We start from the raw sequence: 19,252 nt of genomic DNA, 5'->3' as shown, positions 1-19,252 counted from the left end.
GCTTGCCAAACAAAATTCAAGTCACTAAGGTAGCGCTGTCCTGAAACAGCTGCAATGCGTGAGCGAGGTGTGCCTGACCCTCACTCTTTGGTTTGGCGGACTATATACGCGGCAACCCACAAAAATGACAAGAAGGCGTCGGCAGACACTGTTTTTGTACTAGAACTAGAACTAGCGAAGGTAGCGCTGTCTGCGCGCTGAGGTGTTACATGAGTCAATCTATTACCGCCCTGGTCATCATGGGTGTTGCCGGCTGTGGCAAATCCAGCGTCAGCCAGGCGCTGTGCCAACGCAGCGGCGCCACGGCCATTGAAGGCGATACGTTCCACCCTGCCGCCAATATCGCCAAGATGAGCGCCGGCATTCCCCTCGACGACGACGACCGTGCCGGCTGGCTCGACAGCCTCTGCGATGAATTGCGTCGGACCCTGGCCGCCGGTCAGCGTCCGGTACTGACCTGCTCGGCCTTGAAGCGTAAATACCGTGAACGCCTGCGCGCAGCGACCCCCGGTCTGGGCTTTATCTTCCTCGAACTGACACCGTCAGTGGCCGCCGATCGCGTGGCACACCGGCCAGGGCATTTCATGCCTTCGACCCTGATCGACAGTCAGTTCGCCACCCTCGAATCCCCCGTGGGGGAGCCGCTCACCCTGGCCCTGGATGCCAGCACCCTGAGCGTCCAGCGCCTGGCCGAACTGGCCAACCAATGGTGGCTGGAGCATGGCCTTGAACCTTCACATTAAGTGCTGGCTCGAAATAGGTAGCGCTATCCCACTCGGCCCTTGTTTTTAACGCTTAAATAAAAACAACAAACCGGAGGCAATCCCATGTTTGGCATGTCCCAAGAGACCTATCTGCTGGTTGATGCAGTGGTCACTATCATCGGCCTGATCGTCTTGATCACCCGATTCAAGCTGCATCCCTTTATTGCTCTGACCATTGCCGCGGGGTTCCTCGGCCTGACCTCGGGCATGCCGGTAGACAAGATCATCAAGGCGTTCCAGGACGGTTTTGGTGGCGTGCTCGGTTTTGTCGGCATCATCCTGGCCCTGGGCACCATGCTCGGAAAAATGATGGCCGAGTCCGGCGGCGCCGATCAGATTGCCCAGACCCTGATCCGTTCGTTCGGCAAGGAGCGGGTGCAGTGGGCGATGATGTTCGCCGCGTTCCTGGTGGGCATCCCGCTGTTCTTCGAGATCGGCTTCGTGCTGCTGATCCCGCTGGTGTTCATCGTCGCCCGACGCACCGGGGTGTCGCTGATCAAGATCGGCATTCCACTGCTGGCTGGCCTGTCGGCGGTGCACGGCCTGGTGCCGCCGCATCCGGGGCCGCTGCTGGCCATCGGCGTGTTTGGTGCCGACATTGGCAAGACCATTCTCTACGGCCTGATCGTTGCTCTGCCGACGGCCATCATTGCCGGTCCGATCTACGGCACCTTCATCGCCAAATACATCCCGGGTCACCCGTCCCAGGAACTGGTGGACCAGCTGGCCCGTGAAAACACCTCGCAGAATCTGCCGAGCTTCAGCGTGACCTTGCTGACTGTACTGCTGCCGGTGTTCCTGATGCTGCTCAAGACCTTCGCCGACGTGGCGCTGCCGGACGGGCATTTCTTCCGCATCTGGATGGACATGATCGGCCACCCGATCAGTGCCTTGCTGCTGGCCCTGCTGCTGTCGCTCTACACCTTTGGCTACAAGCAGGGCATCGGCTCCAAGCAGATCCTCGGTTTGCTCGACGCCAGCCTGGCGCCTACCGCGGCGATCATCCTGATCATTGGTGCCGGCGGTGGTTTCAAGCAGATGCTGGTGACCAGCGGCGTGGGTGATGTGATCGGCCACATGGCGGTCAATGCGCAGATATCGCCGATCCTCCTGGCCTGGCTGGTGGCGGCGGTGATTCGTATCGCCACCGGTTCGGCCACCGTGGCCACCATCACGGGCGCGGGCATCGTGGTGCCGGTGGTGGGGATGATCCCCGGGGTCAACCGCGAACTGCTGGTGCTGGCCACCGGTGCCGGCTCCTTGATCCTGTCTCACGTCAACGACGCGGGCTTCTGGCTGGTCAAGCAGTACTTCAACATGACCGTGGCCGAGACCTTCAAGACCTGGACGGCGATGGAAACCATCCTCTCGGTGGTGGGCCTGATCTTCATCCTGTTGTTGTCGTTGGTGGTTTAAACGGCGGGGTTGTGGGCAAAGGCCCGAAGGGCCTTGCCCGGTGATCTACCGTCAGCCCTTGATAGGCTTCTGAATCGCCGCGAGTGCTACGCACTCGTTCGCAGCCTGCGGCAGCGGCTACAGTGCAGGCACAAAAAAACCGCATCGCTGCGGTTTTTTTGTGGCTGAAGGAGTCTCAGCTTTTCTGCACCAGGGCGTCGGCGCGGAACATCCCGCGAATACCGCGCACCGCCTGGCGAATCCGGTCCTGGTTTTCGATCAGGGCGAAGCGCACATGATCGTCGCCGTATTCACCGAAACCCACCCCCGGCGACACGCAGACCTTGGCCTCGGCCAGCAGCTTCTTGGCGAATTCCAGGGAGCCCAGGTGCGCATAGGCTTCGGGAATCTTGGCCCAGACGTACATCGAGGCCTTGGGGTTCTCCACCATCCAGCCCAGCTCGTGCAGGCCCTTGACCAGCACATTGCGCCGTTGCCGGTATTGCTCGGCAATGTCTTTCACGCACTGCTGGTCGCCTTCCAGGGCGGCAATCGCCGCCACTTGCAGCGGGGTGAAGGTGCCGTAGTCGTGGTAGCTCTTGATCCGCGCCAGGGCGTTGACCAGCTCCGGGTTGCCGACCATGAAGCCGATGCGCCAGCCGGCCATGTTGTAGCTCTTGGACAGGGTGAAGAACTCCACCGCGATGTCCTTGGCCCCGGGCACCTGCATGATCGACGGGGCTTTCCAGCCGTCGTAGACGATGTCGGCGTAAGCCAGGTCGTGGATCACCAGCACGTCGTACTGCTTGGCCAGGGCGATCACCCGCTCGAAGAAATCCAGCTCCACGCACTGCGCGGTGGGGTTGGAGGGGAAGCCCAGGATCATCATTTTCGGCTTGGGGATCGAACCGCGAATGGCCCGCTCCAGCTCGGCGAAGAAGTCCACTCCGGGCACCAGTGGCACCGAGCGCACCTGGGCGCCGGCGATCACCGCGCCGTAGATGTGGATCGGGTAGCTGGGGTTGGGCACCAGCACCGTATCGCCCTGGTCCAGAGTGGCCAGCATCAGGTGCGCCAGGCCTTCCTTGGAACCGATGGTGACGATGGCTTCGCTTTCCGGGTCGATATCGACCTCGTAGCGATCCTTGTACCAGCGGGAAATCGCCCGGCGCAGCCGTGGAATGCCTTTGGAGGTGGAGTAGCCGTGGGTGTCCTCACGCTGGGCAACGGTCACCAGCTTTTCGACGATGTGCGGCGGAGTCGCGCCGTCAGGGTTGCCCATGCTCAAGTCGATGATGTCTTCGCCGCGCCGACGCGCAGCCATCTTCAGCTCGGCAGTGATGTTGAAAACGTAAGGGGGGAGACGATCGATGCGCGCAAAGCGGCGCGGCGAACCTTGTTCGGCCATTGTTGCCTCGAAAAGACGTAAGCGCCCGGAACCGTCCGAGCGACGTTGGCCACTGCGGTGGCCTGCGGGGGCAGACGATAAAGGCGCTGGCGCGGGCTTGTCCAGAGCAGCGGAAAAATATTTTTGCGCTGCCGGCGGTTTGCCCGGCTGGCGGGTTTGCCGCTATAACGTGCACGCTTTTTGCCTGCAAGGACGGCGCCCGGCCTGTGCCTGATTCGTTCGGGCAGATCTGATGCCGCTCGGCAGCTCTTCGAACAACAGCGTCAAACAGGATGAATGATGGAGTTTACCAGCGGCTTTTTGCTGAGCCTTTCGCTGTGCCTGGACATCGGCGTGGCCAATATCGCGATGATCACCCTGGCCATGCAGCGCGGCTATTTCCAGGGCTTCTGCCTGGGCCTCGGGACTTGCGTGGGTGACCTGATCTACGCGCTGTTGGCCCTGGCCGGGATGACCGTACTGTTGCAGTACGAAACTGTGCGTTGGGTGCTGTGGATCGGCGGTTCGGCGCTGCTGGTGTATTTCGCGGCAAAGATGATCTACGCCGCCATTCATCACAGTGCGCTGCTGGCCACGGCGGGGGAGGCGGACCGCGGTTCGCCGCGCAAGGAGTTCCTGCGCGGGATCTTCCTGGCCATGTCTTCCCCCAGCGCGATCCTCTGGTTTGCCGCCGTGGGGGGCACCCTGATTGCCCGATCCGGTGGCGGCACGATTGCCGATTCCGGGTTGTTCCTGGCCGGCTTCTTTTGCGCCGGGCTGGTCTGGACCATGGGCCTGTGCCTGGCCGCGACCCAGGGCGGCAAGTTGCTGGGCGACAAGCTGTTGCGCTACTCCTACCTGGCATCTGCGGCGATCTTCTGCTATTTCGCGGTGTACGTGATCCTATCCGGTTATCAGGAGTTCATCGTCGGCGCCGGGGTGGTCGACCTTCCGGCGCTCTGATCCTGGCCCTGGCGATTGGCTTCTATACTTGCCGCCGTACCCATCTTTTCTGCGGCAGGAGTGGCATTCATGGATGAGCAAAAACAGGGCGCAGGTCCAGAACCGCGCTTCGAAAGAGAGCGTTTTCTGCTGATCGCCGGCTTCAGCGAGCGGTTTACCCCTGGCGCCAGCCAGGACATCGGTCAGCTCTGGCAGCGCTTCATCCCCCACATCGGCAAGGTGCCGGGGCAAGTGGATGAGGTGACCTACGGCATCTGTTGCAACCCCGATGGCCAGGGTGGCTTCGAATACCTGGCCGGAGTCGAGATCAGCAAGCTCGACGATTTGCCCGAGCGCTATCGCTGGATCGAGGTGCAGCCGCAGAACTATGCGGTGTTCGAGCACGGTGGCTCCTTGCAGGAACTGCCACAGACCTTCAACTACATCTGGAAGACCTGGCTGCCCCAGTCCGGTCGCGAGGCGGCCGATGCCCCGGAATTCGAGCGCTACAGCGCCGATTTCAACCCCGATACCGGCAGCGGCGTGGTGGAGGTCTGGCTACCGCTGAAAAGTGAATGATCCCCTCGGGGGCGCTGGCCGGCCCCCGATTCCCCCGGCCTTGGCCGCAATCTATACGCCGTCTTAATACCGCCCCCCGCAATCAGTGTCCGACCTTGATACGCCCTCACCTAACCTGCGTGGCGCAGAGGAGAGCGGCGGACGGCTCGTTCCCGACTCCCTGCCGGTGCCCGTTGCCGGGTGCCTGACCGGTTGCGCCCCGGGCCGCTGTCTGCGGTTGCGGCGCCGCCTCAATGGATTAAGGGGAAAAGCCTTGCTGACACTGGAATTCATCTACGGCGCCAGCGGTTTTTGCGCCGTGCTGCTGTTTGTCTACCTGGGTTACGCGCTGATCCGTGCCGAGAAATTCTGATGACCGCACCCAACGCTACCCCGGCATTTTCATTCGCCCGTCCGGGCATTCTCGAGAAAGGAAACCAGCCATGTACGACCTGATCTTCGTGGGCCTGTCCCTGGGGTTCTTTGTATTGACGGCCCTGGTCATCGTCGCCATGGGCAAGATTTGAACGGAGCATCGACATGTTGAGTACTGTGCTGGAATACGCGGTGATCCTCGGGGTAATGACCGGGCTCGCCGTACTCATGGGCAAATGGCTGGCCCGGGTCTTCAGCGGCCGCGGCCACGCCTTGCCCGAGCGGGCCACCTACCGCCTGCTGGGGATCGACCCCGGCGAAACCATGGGCTGGGCCCGCTATGGCTCGGCGCTGTTGCTGTCCAACGCGGCGATGATGCTCCTGGGCTACCTGGTGCTGCGCCTGCAAGCCGTCATGCCCCTCAACCCCCTGGGGTTGGCGGCGCAGACCCCGGACCTGGCGTTCAACACCACCGCGTCCTTTATCACCAACACCAACTGGCAGGCGTACTCAGGTGAAAGCAGCCTGTCGAACTTCAGCCAGATGGCGGTGATCACCTTCCTGATGTTCGTCGGCGCTACCGCCGGTGTTGTCGCCGCGGCCGGCTTCATTCGCGGCCTGAGCCGTTCCAGCTCGGCGGATATCGGTAACTACTGGGTCGACTTCACCCGCACCCTGTACCGGGTGATGCTGCCTTTGTGCCTGGTCATGGCCCTGGTCTATGTCTGGCAGGGCATGCCCCAGACCCTCAACTCCCAGGCCCTGGCCACCACCCTGGAAGGCGCCCAGCAGCAGTTGATCGTCGGCGCCGTGGCCAGCTTCGAGTCGATCAAGCACATCGGCACCAACGGTGGTGGCTTCTTCAGCATGAACGCCGCCCACCCGTTCGAGAACCCGACCCCGCTGACCAACGTCCTGCACATCCTCAGCATGTTGCTGATCCCTTCGGCACTGACCTACGCCTTCGGCAGCATGCTGCTGCGTCGGCGTCAGGGCTGGGTGTTCTTCGGCACTTTCCTGGTGATGTTCGTCGGCTTCCTGGCCATTGTCTTCACTGCGGAGCAGGGCGGTAATCCGCTGCTGACCCAGGTCGGTGCCGACCAGCAACTGTCGGCAACCCAGAGTGGCGGCAACATGGAAGGCAAGGAACTGCGCTTCGGCATCGCCGACACCGCGCTGTTCGTCACCACCACCACGGGCGCCACCACCGGTTCGGTGAACGCCATGCATGACTCGCTGACTCCCATGGGCGGTTTCGTGCCCCTGGCGCAGATGATGCTCAACTGCGTGTTTGGCGGTGACGGCGTGGGCTTTATCAACCTGATCCAGTACGCCCTGCTGACGGTGTTCCTGGTGGGCATGATGATCGGCCGCAGCCCGGAATTCCTCGGCAAGAAGATCGAGGCCCGGGAGATCAAGCTGGTGATGCTCTCGGTGCTCGCGCACCCGATCTGCATCCTCGGTTTCACCGCCCTGGCAGCGTTGTGGCCGGACACCATGAACAGCCTCAACAACCTTGGCCCCCATGGTTTCAGCGAGGTGCTCTACGCCTACGCCTCGGGTACCGCCAACAACGGTTCGGCGTTTGCCGGGCTCAATGCCAACACGCCGTTCTTCAACACCACCATCGGTCTGGCGATGCTCATGGGGCGTTTCTTCACCATGCTGCCGATGCTGGCCGTGGCCGGTTCCCTGGCGGCGAAAAAGAACATCCCGGCCGGTGCCGGCACCATTCCCACTGCCACGCCGCTGTTCATGTTCCTGGTGGTGTTCGTGGTGCTGGTGGTGGGTGGCTTGACTTTCCTGCCGGCCCTCGCGCTCGGCCCGCTGGTGGAGCAACTGCAGTTGCTGGCCGGCCAGACTTACAAGTAAGGGGTTGTGATGACGACGCAAATGCAAACCCAAGGCACCACTGCGGTGCTGTTCAAGGGCCTGTTGCGCCCGGTGCTGGTGGCGGCGGTGTTCTTCATGCTGCTGACCGGGCTGGCCTATCCGCTGGCGACCACCGTGCTGGCCAACCTGCTGTTCCCGTTTCAGGCCCAGGGCAGTCTGGTGCAGCGTGACGGGGTGGTGGTGGGCTCGGCACTGATCGGTCAGTCCTTCAGTCGCCCGGAGTATTTCCAGGGCCGCCCGAGCATGACCCTGGGCAGCGATCCGCTGGACCCGAGCAAGAGCGTGCCCCAGCCCTACAACGCCGGGGCCAGTGGTGCCAGCAACTTGGGCCCCACCAACCAGAAACTGGTGGACAGCGTAGCCGCGCGGGTCAACGCCTATCGCCAGCTCAACGGCCTGGCGGCGGACATGCAGGTACCGGTGGACGCGGTGACCGCTTCGGCTTCCGGCCTGGACCCGCACATCTCCTTGGCCAACGCCCAGCTGCAATTGAACCGGGTGGCCCGCCTGCGCAACCTGCCGCTGGCCGATCTGCAGGCGCTGCTGCAGGACCACAGCGAAAGCCGCACCTTCGGCCTGCTGGGCGAGCCCCGGGTCAATGTGCTGCAACTCAATCTCGCGCTGGATGCCCTGGCACCCGTGCATGCCTCGCCCCTTGCGGTCAGTGAGTAAGAGATACCGATCATGAGTAATAACCCTCGTATAGCGTTGTTCGACCGTGGGCTGCTGTTCACGGCGTGCCTGGATGCGGTGAAGAAGCTGCTGCCTCAGGCGCAGTGGAAGAACCCGGTGATGTTCGTGGTCTACCTGGGCAGCATTCTCACCACCCTGCTGTGGTTCCAGTCCCTGGGCGGTGAAGGCGAGGCCTCCAGCGGCTTCATCCTCAGCATCACCCTGTGGCTGTGGTTCACCGTGCTGTTTGCCAACTTCGCCGAAGCCCTGGCCGAGGGCCGCAGCCGGGCCCAGGCCGCGAGCCTCAAGGGCATGAAGCGCCAGACCCTGGCCAAGCTGTTGCAGCAGCCCAAGCATGGCGCTGCCTGGTTGCCCATGGCTGCCAGCGAGCTGCGCAAGGACATGGTGGTGCTGATCGAAGCCGGCGACCTGGTGCCTTTGGATGGCGAGGTCATCGAAGGCGTGGCCACGGTGGACGAGAGCGCCATTACCGGTGAATCGGCGCCGGTGATCCGCGAGGCCGGGGGCGACTTCTCCTCGGTCACCGGCGGCACCAAGGTGCTGTCCGACTGGCTGGTGGTGCGCATCAGCGTCAACCCCGGTGAGTCGTTCCTGGACCGCATGATCTCCATGGTGGAATCGGCCAAGCGCCAGAAGACCCCCAACGAGGTGGCCCTGACCATTCTCCTGGTGGGGCTGACCCTGCTGTTCCTGCTGGTGATCGTGACCCTGAGCCCGTACTCGATCTTCGCCGTGGCCATGAGCGGCACCGGCAGCGTGATCAGCGCCACGGTGATGGTGGCGTTGCTGGTGTGCCTGATTCCCACCACCATCGGCGGCCTGCTCTCGGCCATCGGCGTGGCGGGTATGAGCCGGATGATGTCGGCCAATGTCATCGCCACTTCCGGGCGCGCTGTGGAAGCCGCTGGTGACGTCGACGTGCTGCTGCTGGACAAGACCGGCACCATCACCCTGGGCAACCGTCAGGCCAGCGCCTTCCTGCCGGCCCCGGGAATCAAGGACAGCGAACTGGCGGACGCCGCGCAACTGGCCTCCCTGGCGGATGAAACCCCGGAAGGCCGCAGCATCGTGGTGCTGGCCAAGCAGAAGTTCGACATCCGTGGCCGCGACATCGAGGCCCTGGGCGCCAGCTTCGTGCAGTTCAGCGCGCAGACCCGCATGAGCGGCGTCGACCTGCCGCAGGGGCGCAGCATCCGCAAGGGCGCGGCCGATGCCATTCGCCGGCACATCGAAGCCCTGGGTGGCAGCTTCCCGCCGGCCTTGCAGGCCAAGGTCGACGAAGTCTCCCGGCGCGGCAGCACGCCACTGGTGGTCAGCGACGGCGCCCAGGCCCTGGGCGTGGTGGAACTCAAGGATGTGGTCAAGGGCGGGATGAAGGAGCGCTTTGCCGAACTGCGGCGCATGGGCATCAAGACCGTGATGATCACCGGCGACAACCGTCTGACCGCGGCGGCGATTGCCGTGGAGGCCGGGGTCGATGATTTCCTCGCCGAGGCCCGTCCCGAGGACAAGCTGCAACTGATCCGCGACTACCAGGCCAAGGGCAAGCTGGTGGCCATGACCGGCGACGGCACCAACGACGCCCCGGCGCTGGCCCAGGCCGACGTCGCGGTGGCGATGAACAGCGGCACCCAGGCGGCAAAGGAAGCCGGCAACATGGTCGACCTGGACAGCAACCCGACCAAGCTGATCGAGGTGGTGGAAGTCGGCAAGCAGATGCTCATGACCCGCGGCGCCCTGACTACCTTCAGCGTGGCCAACGACGTGGCCAAGTATTTTGCTATCGTACCGGCCGCGTTCGTCGCCACTTACCCGCAATTGGGCGCGTTGAACGTGATGCAACTGACCAGCCCGAACTCGGCGATTCTCAGTGCGGTGATCTTCAACGCGCTGATCATCGTGTTCCTCATCCCCCTGGCGCTCAAGGGGGTGAAGTATCGGTCCATCGGCGCGGCGGCCTTGCTTAACCGCAACCTGCTGATCTACGGACTGGGCGGGGTGCTGGTACCCTTTGCCGGGATCAAGCTGATTGACATGCTGCTGGCCGGGCTTGGCCTGGTTTGACGCAAGGACAGGCAATGCGGCGCTCCCTGGGGGCGCCGCATTGTTCATTTAAGGAAGCTCATGACTGTGCTTGATGCAAGTCCTGCGCCCCGCGACGGGCGCCCCGATCCCGATGCGCTGCTGGAAAAGCTGCAACAGGACGAACAAGCCGCCCAGCGCGGCAAGCTGCGGATCTATTTCGGTTCCAACGCCGGGGTCGGCAAGACCTGCGCCATGCTCACCGCCGCCCGCAATGAAGTGGCCCTGGGCCGCGATGTGGTGGCCGGGGTGGTGGAAACCCACGGCCGGCGGGAAACCGCCGAGCTGCTGCAAGGCCTGGAGGTGCTGGAGCGTCACAGCCTGATGCACCGCGACTATGCCTTGCCCGAATTCGACCTGGACGCGGCCCTGGCGCGACGTCCTTCGGTGTTGCTGGTGGACGAGTTGGCCCACAGCAACGTCCCCGGTTCCCGGCATCCCAAACGCTGGCAGGATGTGGAAGAACTGCTGCGGGCCGGGATCGATGTCTGGACCACCCTCAACGTCCAGCACCTGGAAAGCCTCAACGACATCGTCAGCGGCATCATCGGCATCCGCGTGCGCGAGACGGTGCCTGATCACCTGTTCGATGAGGCCCACGAAGTGCTGGTGATCGACCTGCCACCGGACGACCTGCTGCGTCGCCTCAAGGACGGCAAGGTCTACATGGGGCCCCAGGCCGAGCGCGCTTCACGCAATTTTTTCCGCAAGGGCAACCTGTTGGCCCTGCGCGAGCTGACCCTGCGCCGTACCGCCGACCGGGTCGATGCGCAAATGCGCGACTATCGCCGCGAGCGTTCGATCAATGCCCTGTGGCCGGCCCGTGAGCGCTTGCTGGTGGGGATCGCCGGCGACCCGGCGGACGAACGCCTGGTGCGCGAGGCCGCGCGCCTGGCGCAGAAACTCGAAGCCGACTGGATCGTCGTGCACGTGGCCTCGGCGCAACGTCGTGGCCACGGCGCCAGCCGTTATGCGGCGGCGATGAAGACCCTGGCCCTGGCCGCCGAGTTCGGCGCCGAGACCGCGACCCTGCCCGGCCTGGACGTGGCCGAGGCGCTGGTGGCCTGTGCCCGCGAGCACAATGCCAATCGCCTGGTGCTGGGCCATTACCCGCGCAAGGTCTGGCAGTTCTGGCATCAGTCGGTGAGTGATCGCATCAGCCGCCAGCATCCGGAAATCGATCAGATCGTGATCGCCAACGGGCCCTTGAGCCGGCGCCCGGCCGCTGCGGACAAGCCAGAGGCCGGTTTGACCCCGAGCCGAGCGCCGGCCTATCTGTGGGCCAGCCTGGCCTGTTTTGCCGCCACTGCAGTGGCGGCGCTGCTGCTGAAGGTGTTCGACCCGGCCAACGTGGTGATGTTGTTCCTGCTCACTGTGGTTCTGGTGGCCTTGCGTTTCGGGCGGGGGCCGGGTGTCTGGGCGGCCATGCTGGCGGTGCTGTGTTTCGACTTCTTCTTCGTCCAGCCGGTGTTGTCGTTCACCGTCAACGACACCCAGTATTTCTTCACCTTCGCCTTGATGCTTGGCATTGCCCTGATCACCGGCCAGCTCACCGCGCGGCTGCGCCACCAGGCCCGCACTGCCGCCGAAGGCGAGCGCCGCGCCACCTCCCTGGCCGGGCTGGCTCGGGAGTTGTCGGCGGCACTGACCGAGGAGCAGATCTGCGCCGTGGCCCTGCGCACCTTCAGCGGGGTGTTCGAGGCCCGGGTCGGATTGGCGCTGCCGGATGCGGACAATCGCGTGCGAGCCTTGAATGCCAATACCCTGGCGATTGATGAAAGCATTGCCCAGTGGGCCTATGACCACGACCAGCCGGCAGGCAGCGGCACCGACACCCTGGCGGCGGCCAAGGGCTGCTACCTGCCGCTCAAGGCGCCGATGCGCGTGCGCGGGGTGCTGGTGCTGGAGCTGGCGGACGCCGAACGCCTCAACGAACCCGAGGAGCAGCGCCTGCTGGAGGCCTGTATGAGCCAGCTGGCAATCGCCCTGGAGCGGGTGCATTACGTCGAAGTGGCGCAGAGCACCGTGGTGCAGATGGAAGGCGAACGCATGCGCAACACTTTGCTCGCCGCTATTTCCCATGACTTGCGCACTCCGCTGACCACCATCATCGGGGCCGCCGATGCCGCGTTGCCCCATGCCCCCAGTGGCCCGCTGCCCGAGCTGTTGCATGGCATCCATGATCAAGCCACGTCGATGCAGCGCCTGATCGAAAACCTGTTGGACATGGCGCGCATGCAGGAACGCGGGGTGCGCCTCAAGCGTCAGTGGAATTCCCTGGAGGAGATTGTCGGCAGCGCCCTGCGCCAGTTGCGCGAGCCCCTGGCCAGACATGAACTGCGGGTGACCATGGCGCCCCATCTGCCGCTGGTGGAGGTGGATGCGCTGCTGCTGGAACGGGTGCTGGTGAACCTGCTGGACAACGCCGCCAAGTACACCCCTGCCGGCACCCTGGTGCAGATCACGGCCCGCCAGGTGGACCAGCAGATCATCCTGCAGGTCAGCGACTCCGGCCCCGGCTGTCCCAAGGGCAGTTCCCCGGACAGCCTGTTCGAGGCCTTCAGCCGTGGCCAGCAGGAGTCCGCGGTGGCCGGGATCGGCCTGGGGCTGGCCCTGGCCAAACGGATTGTCGAGGCCCATGGCGGGCGTATCGAGGCCCAGCCTCACGCCGACGCCGGGCTGAGTTTTGTCATCACCTTGCCGGCGGGACAACCGCCATCCATGGAAGCCCTATGAGCAACCCACGCATCCTGATTGTCGAGGACGAAGCCAACATCCGCCGTTTTGTCGGCATTGCCCTGGAGGACGAAGGTTTCCAGGTGTTCGAGGCCGACAGCGTCAAGCGCGCCCTGATCCATGCCGCCAGCCGCCAGCCGGATCTGGTGATCGTCGACCTGGGCCTGCCGGATGGCGATGGCAAGCAATTGATCAGCGAGCTGCGCGGCTGGCTGGCGGTGCCGATCCTGGTGCTGTCGGCCAGGGACCGCGAAGACGAGAAAGTCGCCGCCCTGGATGCCGGCGCTGATGATTATCTGGTCAAACCCTTCGGGGTGCCGGAGTTGCTGGCGCGCATTCGCGCACAACTGCGGCGCCACGGCCAGAGCGGCGCAGTGGCGGCCACCAGCAAGGTGGCCTTCGGTGCCATCGAGGTCGACCTGGCCACCCATGAGGTGCGCCGCGAAGGGCAGTTGGTGCACCTGACACCCATCGAATACCGTCTGCTCTGTGCCCTGATCCGCGGCCAGAGCCGGGTCCTGACCCATCGCCAACTGCTGCTGGAGGTCTGGGGCCTGGACTATGTCGACCGCGCCCATTACTTGCGGGTGCACATGGCCCATCTGCGGCAGAAGCTGGAGGCTGATCCGGCTCAGCCCCAGCACCTGATCACCGAGTTGCAGGTGGGTTATCGCCTGGTGGGGCTCTGATCCTGCCTGGTGGCGCCGCTCAGGGCTTTTTTGCCGCGACGCCGCTCATGTACAAAATCGATGTACAAGGTGATGCAGCCGAAGGCGGTGATGCTGAACAGCACAAGAAGGCCGATCTGGATGTTGCTCATGGGGAAAGTCCTGTGGGCAAGACGCGGCAGGACCGGCTTGATGGGGCCGGCCAGGAGGCGTCGGGGATCAGATAGATAATCCCTGGGCGCCGCCCTTGCCAGGGTTTATATGAAAGCTTTACGGCGGCCCCGACTATCCCTATGCCCTGCATACGCCAGGCTCCCGGCAACGCCACTCTTGCTAGAATCGGCCACCCTTCACCGTCTTCAGGTTGCCTCCCATGACTGCTTCGACCCCGCTGATCCGTACCGTCCTGCCCACCGACCTGGATGCTTGCTTTGCCATCGAGACCCTGGCCTACGAAGGCGACGAAGCCGCGACTCGGGAAAAGATCGCTACCCGCATCGCCACCTGGCCCGAGGGCTTTATCGTCGCCGAAGTGGAGGGCGCAGTGGCCGGCTTCATCAACTCCGGTGCCACCTTCGAGGTGCAGATGGCCGACGAAGCCTTCAAGGAACTGATCGGTCACGACCCGGCCGGTTCCGAAGTGGTGATCATGTCGGTGGTGGTGCATCCGGATTTCCAGGGCCAGGGTCTGTCCCGGCAACTGTTGCAAGCCTTCATTGCGCGCATGACCGAGCTGGGCAAGGCGCGCATCCACCTGATGTGCAAGGAACGCCATGTGCCGCTCTACGAGCGCTTTGGCTTCGTCTATGTCAAGGCGTCGGCGTCGGACCACGGCGGCATGGCCTGGCATGAGATGGTGCGGGGGTTGTAAGTCCCAGGCATGCCCCTGATGCACAAGGGGCGCCGGCGTAGGGGCTTTTCAGGGGGCTGCTAAGCAGGAGTGCCCTTGAGTTGAAGTGCTGAACTCAAAACGCCAGGACCATCCTGCGTTCATAACCCATCCGGCCTTTGCAGGCTTCGCCATTCTCGACCCAGCCCAGCTTGAGATAGAGCTGGAGTGCGGCCTGGTTGTCGGCATCCACCGCCAGCATCAGGCCCTTGAGCTGCGGCCACTCCTGGAGCGCGGCGCCGGGCAGGGCTTGCAGGCAGGCGGTGCCCAGTCCCTGGCCTTGGAACGGCAGGTCCACTTGCAGGGCGTGCAGGGTGGCGTGGTCGGCCTCGGCCCAGGCCGGCAGGCAAGGCGCGTGCTTGAGCAGCAGGAACGCCACCGGCCGTTCGTCGCTGAGCAGGGCAAAGCCCTTGATGGCGCCAGCCGGTGCATTGCCCAAGGTGTACAGCGCGCCATGGATATCCCCGGAAAACGCTCTCTGTTCAGGCCGTACTTCAAGGCTCAGCAGTTGGGCACGCTGATGGCTGTCGAGCTGTTCATAAGGCACGAGACGAGTGGTCACTGGCGGGACTGTCCAGGGGAGGGAAGGGGGCGGATTCTAGCGATTTTGCCCGAGCGGTAAAATTTTTTATCGAGGTTGTCGATTGTCTGGCTGGCCAGACGACTAAGGGTGTACCGAGCATTCAAGTGCGCTCTTGCAGGGGCTGCCCGGTGCCGGTTGATTCCACCCTTGAGGAGTTTTGCCATGCACAACCCATCCAGCGAAGCACAGATCCGTAGCCTGATCGGCCATTGGCAGCAGGCGGTGGTCGCCAGGGACATCGAGCGTATCGTCAGCTTTTACGCCGATGACATCGTCTCTTTCGACGCCGTCGGCGCCCTGCAGTATTCGGGCAAGGCGGCCTACCGTGAACATTGGCAAGCCTGCATGCAGGAGTGCCCGGGGCCGGGCATCTTCGAGTTCCACCAGCTGCAGGTGCGGGCCGCCGAGGCGCTGGCGTTCGCCCATTGGCTGGCCCATTGCGGGGGCACCGATGCCCAAGGGCAGACCAAGGCCTGCTGGATGCGGGTGAGCGCCGCCTATGAGCTGCGCGACGGGCAGTGGCAAGTGGTGCATGAACACTGGTCGGCGCCGTTCGACATGCAGACCGGGACCACTCAGTTCGATCTGCAACCTTGATGAGCGGGCGGTTCGCCAAAGGACAAAACAGCAACCATAGTTGATCAGCCCGAACCCGGAGACACCCATGAAATACCTCTGTCTGGTCTACAGCGATGAACATTTGTTGCACAGCCTGCCCGAGAGCCCCAAGGACGCCGAGTGCCAGGCCTATGCCGAGTCGGTCCAGGGCAGCGGACGGATGCTTGCCGCCGAGGCGTTGCAATCGATACAGACCGCCACCACGGTGCGCATGCGTGGCGGCAAGCTCTCCATCACCGATGGTCCGTTCGCCGAAACCAAGGAGCAACTGGCCGGTTTCTACCTGATCGAGGCCAGGGATTTGAATGAAGCGATCCAGGTGGCGGGGAACATTCCGGCGGCCCGGGTCGGCAGTGTCGAAGTGCGTCCTGTGCGTGAACTCAATCCCTGATAACAAGCATAAGCAGGAGTTTGCCAATGACCTTTTCAACAGTCGGCCGCCAGGCCGCCGAGCATGAACTGTCCATCAGCCGCTTGATCGATGCGCCGCGGGCCAGGGTGTTTCGCGCCTGGACCGAGCCGGCGTTGCTGGCGCAATGGTGGGGGCCGCACGGCATGACCACCCCGGAGTGTGAAATGGATCTGTGGGTCGGTGGCCAGTTTCGCACGTTGATGCGGGCTGCGGACGGTGCCGAATACCCGACCATGGGGGTGTTCCTGGAGATCCACGCGCCGTCGCGCCTGGTGTTCACCGATGCCTATGTGCCGGGCTGGATTCCTTCGGGCAAGCCGTTCATGACCGCTGAAGTGACCTTCGAGGAGCAGGACGGCAAGACGCTCTACACCGCCCGCGCCATGCATTGGAGCGAAGCCGATCGGCAAGCCCACGAAGCCATGGGATTTCACCAGGGTTGGGGAGAGAGCCTGGAGCGTCTGGTGGCCCTGGTGACCCAAGGCATGGCGGACTGATGCCGGGTCAATCCGGTGAGGCCGTGCAGGTCCTGGTGGCGCGGGTCTACCGCGAGCAATCGCGGCGCATTCTCGCCACCCTGATCCGCCTGCTGGGGGATTTCGACCTGGCTGAAGAGGCCTTGCACGAGGCCTTCTTTGTCGCCGTGGAGCGTTGGCAAAAGGACGGCGTCCCGGACAATCCTCGGGCCTGGCTGGTGTCCGTCGGACGCTTCAAGGCCATCGATGCCTTGCGCCGGCGGGCGCGCTTCGCCGCTTCCCAGGCGGCGCTGGTCAGCCAGCTGGAGCACCTGGAACAGCACGACTGGGACGGTGAGGACGTGCAAGACGATCGCCTGCGGTTGATCTTCACCTGTTGCCACCCGGCGCTGGCGGCAGACGCCCAGGTGCCACTGACCCTGCGGGAAATCTGCGACCTGAGCACCGAGGAAATCGCCCGGGCCTTTCTTGTCTCTCCGGCCACCATCGCCCAGCGTATCGTGCGGGCCAAGGCGAAGATCCGCGACGCCGGAATTCCCTATCAGGTGCCGACGCTGGACGAGTTGCCCGAGCGCCTGGACAGTGTCTTGCGAGTGATCTACCTGGTGTTCAACGAAGGCTATTCGGCGTCCATGGGGGCCGAGTTGACCCGTGAGGACCTGACCCGTGAAGCGATACGCCTGGGGCGCCTGCTGCTGGAGCTGTTACCGGAAGCGGAGGTATTGGGCCTGCTGGCCCTGATGCTGTTGCACGAGTCGCGACGTGGGGCGCGACTCTCCAGCACGGGCGAGTTGATCCTGCTGGATGAGCAGGACCGCTCCCTGTGGCAGCGGGCCTTGATGGACGAAGGCTGTGCCCTGGTGGAGCGCGGGTTGCGCAGCGGACGCGGCGGAGCCTATTGCCTGCAGGCGGCGATTGCCGCGGTGCATGCCGAGGCTCCCAGCGCCGAACAGACCGATTGGCCGCAGATCGTCGGCCTGTATGAGGTGTTGCTGCGGCTGCAGCCTTCGCCGGTGATCGAGCTCAACCGTGCCGTGGCCCTGGCCAAGCGTGACGGCCCCGCGGCCGGCCTGGAGCAGGTGGAGGCCATCCTGCAGCGCGGCGACTTGCAGGATTACCACCTGATCCACGCTGCCCGTGCCGACTTCTGCCGGCAGTTGGGGCGAGTCGAGGCGGCGCGGGAGTCCTATCAAAGAGCCTTGGCCCTGACCCGGCAAGCTCCGGAACGGCGTTTTCTCGAAGCGCGCCTGGCCCAACTGGTCTCCAGCTCTGCGTAGCTTTACAGGGCGCGCTCTACAGGGGCGGATACCCGAGCTGCCTCACTCCAGCATCCGCCCCAATAGCCAGCTCCCGGCCGGCCCGGGCGGGTGCAGGCGCGACCAGAGGGCATCCACCACCACCTTGCGCGGCCAGCCGCGTACGTTCAGTTCCTGCAATTTGCCGGCGCCAAAGCCTTCCACCAGCCAGCTCGGCAACGGCGCCCAGCCAAAACCGCCCTGGGCCATTTCCAGCAGCATCAGGTAGCTGGGCGCCGACCAGACCCGTCCCTGGGGACGGCTGTCGTAGGGGTTGAGCACCGTCGCCAGGCGCAGCTCCCGGTGCTGGCGCAGGGCTTCCTGATCGACGTGCTCGAGCCGGGCCAGCGGATGCTTGCGGGAGACGTACAGGGACATTTCACCCTGTTCATCCAGGGTCTGGTGATCCAGGTCCGCCGGGTAATCGGCCTGCATCTCGGCAAAGGCGATGTGCGCCCGGCCACTTTGCACCAGGGCGATCAGGTCTTCGCATTCGGCAATCAGGCATTCCAGTTCCAGGTCCGGGTAACGCTGCTCGAAGGCGCTCAGGCAGCTTTCAAAGCGATCCGACTGATAGGTGTCGGACAGGGCAACGGTAAGTTTCGCCTCGACTCCCTGGGACAGTTGGCTGGCGGCCATTTCCAGGCGGCTGGTGGCCGCGAGGATTTCCTCCGCGTGCTGCAGCATCACCTGCCCGGCGGGGGTCAGGCCGGGCTTGCGGCTGGCCCGATCGAACAATTGCACATTGAGGTCGATTTCCAGGCTGGCCACCGCCGCGCTGATGGTGGACTGGCTCTTGCCCAGCTTGCGGGCGGCGGCGGAAAAGGAACCCTGGGTCGCTGCCTGGACGAACGCCAGCAGCACTTCGTGTGAGGCCATAAACTATCGCCTTGGTCGATGGTTATTGATTATGAAGTATCGACCTGATCCTGGAAGATCGCCAACACATTCACTCAAGGAGCACGGCAATGAGCCTGCACAAATCCCTTACCGAACGTATTTTCCAGGCTGTAGGTTTTGAGCTGCTGGCCGTGCTGATCTGCACGCCGCTGCTGTCCTGGATCATGGATAAACCCATGGCTGACATGGGCCTGGTGACCATCGGCATCGGCCTCTTGGCGCTGATCTGGAACGTGGTGTTCAACGGTCTGTTCGATCGTCTGCTCAAGCGCCTGCAACTTGCACGCAATGGTTGGACCCGGGTCCTGCATGCCCTGCTGTTCGAAGGCGGTCTGGTGGCGATGGGTGTACCGCTGATTGCCTGGTGGTTGAATGTCAGCCTGTTGCAGGCGTTCATCCTCGATATCGGCGTGCTGTTGTTCTTTCTGCCCTACACCTACCTCTACCACTGGGCCTACGACGTACTGCGGGACAAGTGGTTGCAACAGCGTCTGGCTCATTGAGCCGCAGGCCTTTGTGATAGTCGCCGGTTTCGGCCGGCGAAAACCCACGGGGGGCCTATTATGGCGTAGAGGTCTGCGAGCTG

Annotated in this window: 21 protein-coding genes; 17 read left to right on the top strand and 4 right to left on the bottom strand. The window is 63.9% G+C overall.

All coding sequences use genetic code 11. The annotated features are described in order from the left end of the window. The first annotated feature begins 209 nt into the window (after positions 1–209). A complete protein-coding gene (locus KHO49_RS22435; RefSeq protein ID WP_213665838.1) occupies positions 210–743 on the top strand; it encodes a gluconokinase in 534 nt (177 codons plus the stop codon). Positions 744–827: 84 nt separating this feature from the next. After that, a complete protein-coding gene (locus KHO49_RS22430; protein ID WP_047305702.1) occupies positions 828–2,180 on the top strand; it encodes a GntP family permease in 1,353 nt (450 codons plus the stop codon). A 175-nt stretch (positions 2,181–2,355) separates the two neighbouring features. Here KHO49_RS22430 and alaC read toward each other — a convergent pair whose 3' ends face one another. Next, positions 2,356–3,567, bottom strand: a complete 1,212-nt coding sequence (alaC, locus tag KHO49_RS22425) for an alanine transaminase (protein WP_102880635.1) — start codon at positions 3,565–3,567, stop codon at positions 2,356–2,358. Positions 3,568–3,846: 279 nt separating this feature from the next. On the opposite strand from alaC, the gene KHO49_RS22420 reads away from it, so the two are divergent. The 9 genes from KHO49_RS22420 to KHO49_RS22380 all read left to right on the top strand — a co-directional run bounded on the left by KHO49_RS22420 (position 3,847) and on the right by KHO49_RS22380 (position 13,514). Further along, positions 3,847–4,509 carry a LysE family translocator gene (locus tag KHO49_RS22420; RefSeq protein ID WP_110594805.1) on the top strand — a complete coding sequence of 221 codons (663 nt, stop codon included), beginning with the start codon at positions 3,847–3,849 and terminating at the stop codon, positions 4,507–4,509. A gap of 69 nt (positions 4,510–4,578) precedes the next feature. Further along, the gene (locus tag KHO49_RS22415; RefSeq protein ID WP_102860634.1) at positions 4,579–5,067 is read left to right on the top strand and encodes a GyrI-like domain-containing protein; all 489 of its coding nucleotides are present in this window, start codon (positions 4,579–4,581) and stop codon (positions 5,065–5,067) included. Between the two features lie 253 nt (positions 5,068–5,320). After that, positions 5,321–5,419, top strand: coding sequence for a K(+)-transporting ATPase subunit F (kdpF, locus tag KHO49_RS22410; protein WP_016968152.1), 99 nt, complete (start codon positions 5,321–5,323; stop codon positions 5,417–5,419). After that, positions 5,403–5,573, top strand: coding sequence for a hypothetical protein (locus KHO49_RS22405; protein ID WP_162884082.1), 171 nt, complete (start codon positions 5,403–5,405; stop codon positions 5,571–5,573). The genes kdpF and KHO49_RS22405 overlap by 17 nt, the downstream gene beginning before the upstream one ends. Before the next feature lie 13 nt (positions 5,574–5,586). Further along, entirely contained in the window at positions 5,587–7,293 is a 1,707-nt protein-coding gene (gene kdpA, locus KHO49_RS22400) for a potassium-transporting ATPase subunit KdpA (RefSeq protein WP_110594803.1), read from the top strand. Positions 7,294–7,302: 9 nt separating this feature from the next. Beyond that, positions 7,303–7,986, top strand: coding sequence for a K(+)-transporting ATPase subunit C (kdpC, locus tag KHO49_RS22395; protein WP_102880631.1), 684 nt, complete (start codon positions 7,303–7,305; stop codon positions 7,984–7,986). Positions 7,987–7,998: 12 nt separating this feature from the next. Continuing rightward, the gene (kdpB, locus tag KHO49_RS22390; protein WP_123394109.1) at positions 7,999–10,071 is read left to right on the top strand and encodes a potassium-transporting ATPase subunit KdpB; all 2,073 of its coding nucleotides are present in this window, start codon (positions 7,999–8,001) and stop codon (positions 10,069–10,071) included. A 60-nt stretch (positions 10,072–10,131) separates the two neighbouring features. After that, entirely contained in the window at positions 10,132–12,825 is a 2,694-nt protein-coding gene (locus KHO49_RS22385) for a DUF4118 domain-containing protein (protein ID WP_110594799.1), read from the top strand. After that, positions 12,822–13,514 carry a response regulator gene (locus tag KHO49_RS22380; RefSeq protein WP_102860639.1) on the top strand — a complete coding sequence of 231 codons (693 nt, stop codon included), beginning with the start codon at positions 12,822–12,824 and terminating at the stop codon, positions 13,512–13,514. Before KHO49_RS22385 ends, KHO49_RS22380 begins: the two co-directional genes overlap by 4 nt. Here the strand turns inward: KHO49_RS22380 and KHO49_RS22375 are convergent. Further along, positions 13,493–13,645, bottom strand: a complete 153-nt coding sequence (locus KHO49_RS22375; protein WP_162884081.1) for a hypothetical protein — start codon at positions 13,643–13,645, stop codon at positions 13,493–13,495. The genes KHO49_RS22380 and KHO49_RS22375 overlap by 22 nt on opposite strands. Positions 13,646–13,866: 221 nt before the next feature. Here KHO49_RS22375 and KHO49_RS22370 point away from each other — a divergent pair, with 221 nt between their 5' ends. Then, positions 13,867–14,364 (top strand): GNAT family N-acetyltransferase, encoded by a 498-nt coding sequence (locus KHO49_RS22370; protein ID WP_102860640.1) that lies wholly within the window; start codon positions 13,867–13,869, stop codon positions 14,362–14,364. Between the two features lie 94 nt (positions 14,365–14,458). Here the strand turns inward: KHO49_RS22370 and KHO49_RS22365 are convergent, their stop codons facing one another. Then, positions 14,459–14,944, bottom strand: a complete 486-nt coding sequence (locus tag KHO49_RS22365) for a GNAT family N-acetyltransferase (RefSeq protein ID WP_102880627.1) — start codon at positions 14,942–14,944, stop codon at positions 14,459–14,461. 183 nt (positions 14,945–15,127) lie between these two features. Between KHO49_RS22365 and KHO49_RS22360 the strand changes: the two genes are divergently transcribed. The 4 genes from KHO49_RS22360 to KHO49_RS22345 all read left to right on the top strand — a co-directional run bounded on the left by KHO49_RS22360 (position 15,128) and on the right by KHO49_RS22345 (position 17,748). Further along, complete coding sequence (locus KHO49_RS22360) at positions 15,128–15,562, top strand: YybH family protein (RefSeq protein ID WP_110594797.1); 435 nt, start codon at positions 15,128–15,130, stop codon at positions 15,560–15,562. Between the two features lie 67 nt (positions 15,563–15,629). After that, the gene (locus KHO49_RS22355) at positions 15,630–15,974 is read left to right on the top strand and encodes a YciI family protein (RefSeq protein ID WP_213665837.1); all 345 of its coding nucleotides are present in this window, start codon (positions 15,630–15,632) and stop codon (positions 15,972–15,974) included. 26 nt (positions 15,975–16,000) lie between these two features. Then, a complete protein-coding gene (locus tag KHO49_RS22350; RefSeq protein WP_102860644.1) occupies positions 16,001–16,492 on the top strand; it encodes an SRPBCC family protein in 492 nt (163 codons plus the stop codon). Continuing rightward, the gene (locus KHO49_RS22345; RefSeq protein ID WP_102880624.1) at positions 16,492–17,748 is read left to right on the top strand and encodes an RNA polymerase sigma factor; all 1,257 of its coding nucleotides are present in this window, start codon (positions 16,492–16,494) and stop codon (positions 17,746–17,748) included. The genes KHO49_RS22350 and KHO49_RS22345 overlap by 1 nt, the downstream gene beginning before the upstream one ends. A 42-nt stretch (positions 17,749–17,790) precedes the next feature. Here KHO49_RS22345 and KHO49_RS22340 read toward each other — a convergent pair whose 3' ends face one another. Then, complete coding sequence (locus KHO49_RS22340; protein ID WP_102880623.1) at positions 17,791–18,645, bottom strand: LysR family transcriptional regulator; 855 nt, start codon at positions 18,643–18,645, stop codon at positions 17,791–17,793. An 89-nt stretch (positions 18,646–18,734) separates the two neighbouring features. Here KHO49_RS22340 and KHO49_RS22335 point away from each other — a divergent pair, with 89 nt between their 5' ends. After that, the gene (locus tag KHO49_RS22335) at positions 18,735–19,169 is read left to right on the top strand and encodes a multidrug/biocide efflux PACE transporter (protein WP_102880622.1); all 435 of its coding nucleotides are present in this window, start codon (positions 18,735–18,737) and stop codon (positions 19,167–19,169) included. The last annotated feature ends 83 nt before the right edge of the window (positions 19,170–19,252 follow it).

The organism is Pseudomonas sp. RC4D1, from assembly GCF_018390395.1.
In the GTDB taxonomy this organism is placed as follows: domain Bacteria; phylum Pseudomonadota; class Gammaproteobacteria; order Pseudomonadales; family Pseudomonadaceae; genus Aquipseudomonas; species Aquipseudomonas danubii.
The sequence above is the reverse complement of the archived record's forward strand: the minus strand, read 5'-3'. Positions and strand labels throughout refer to the sequence as shown.

Bases quoted from the DNA above. Each gene is read 5' to 3' on its own strand.
- KHO49_RS22435 (WP_213665838.1), top strand. From the start codon at position 210: ATGAGTCAATCTATTACCGCCCTGGTCATCATGGGTGTTGCCGGCTGT.
- KHO49_RS22430 (WP_047305702.1), top strand. From the start codon at position 828: ATGTTTGGCATGTCCCAAGAGACCTATCTGCTGGTTGATGCAGTGGTC.
- alaC (WP_102880635.1), bottom strand. From the start codon at position 3,567: ATGGCCGAACAAGGTTCGCCGCGCCGCTTTGCGCGCATCGATCGTCTC.
- KHO49_RS22420 (WP_110594805.1), top strand. From the start codon at position 3,847: ATGGAGTTTACCAGCGGCTTTTTGCTGAGCCTTTCGCTGTGCCTGGAC.
- KHO49_RS22415 (WP_102860634.1), top strand. From the start codon at position 4,579: ATGGATGAGCAAAAACAGGGCGCAGGTCCAGAACCGCGCTTCGAAAGA.
- kdpA (WP_110594803.1), top strand. From the start codon at position 5,587: ATGTTGAGTACTGTGCTGGAATACGCGGTGATCCTCGGGGTAATGACC.
- kdpC (WP_102880631.1), top strand. From the start codon at position 7,303: ATGACGACGCAAATGCAAACCCAAGGCACCACTGCGGTGCTGTTCAAG.
- kdpB (WP_123394109.1), top strand. From the start codon at position 7,999: ATGAGTAATAACCCTCGTATAGCGTTGTTCGACCGTGGGCTGCTGTTC.
- KHO49_RS22385 (WP_110594799.1), top strand. From the start codon at position 10,132: ATGACTGTGCTTGATGCAAGTCCTGCGCCCCGCGACGGGCGCCCCGAT.
- KHO49_RS22380 (WP_102860639.1), top strand. From the start codon at position 12,822: ATGAGCAACCCACGCATCCTGATTGTCGAGGACGAAGCCAACATCCGC.
- KHO49_RS22375 (WP_162884081.1), bottom strand. From the start codon at position 13,645: ATGAGCAACATCCAGATCGGCCTTCTTGTGCTGTTCAGCATCACCGCC.
- KHO49_RS22370 (WP_102860640.1), top strand. From the start codon at position 13,867: ATGACTGCTTCGACCCCGCTGATCCGTACCGTCCTGCCCACCGACCTG.
- KHO49_RS22360 (WP_110594797.1), top strand. From the start codon at position 15,128: ATGCACAACCCATCCAGCGAAGCACAGATCCGTAGCCTGATCGGCCAT.
- KHO49_RS22355 (WP_213665837.1), top strand. From the start codon at position 15,630: ATGAAATACCTCTGTCTGGTCTACAGCGATGAACATTTGTTGCACAGC.
- KHO49_RS22350 (WP_102860644.1), top strand. From the start codon at position 16,001: ATGACCTTTTCAACAGTCGGCCGCCAGGCCGCCGAGCATGAACTGTCC.
- KHO49_RS22345 (WP_102880624.1), top strand. From the start codon at position 16,492: ATGCCGGGTCAATCCGGTGAGGCCGTGCAGGTCCTGGTGGCGCGGGTC.
- KHO49_RS22340 (WP_102880623.1), bottom strand. From the start codon at position 18,645: ATGGCCTCACACGAAGTGCTGCTGGCGTTCGTCCAGGCAGCGACCCAG.
- KHO49_RS22335 (WP_102880622.1), top strand. From the start codon at position 18,735: ATGAGCCTGCACAAATCCCTTACCGAACGTATTTTCCAGGCTGTAGGT.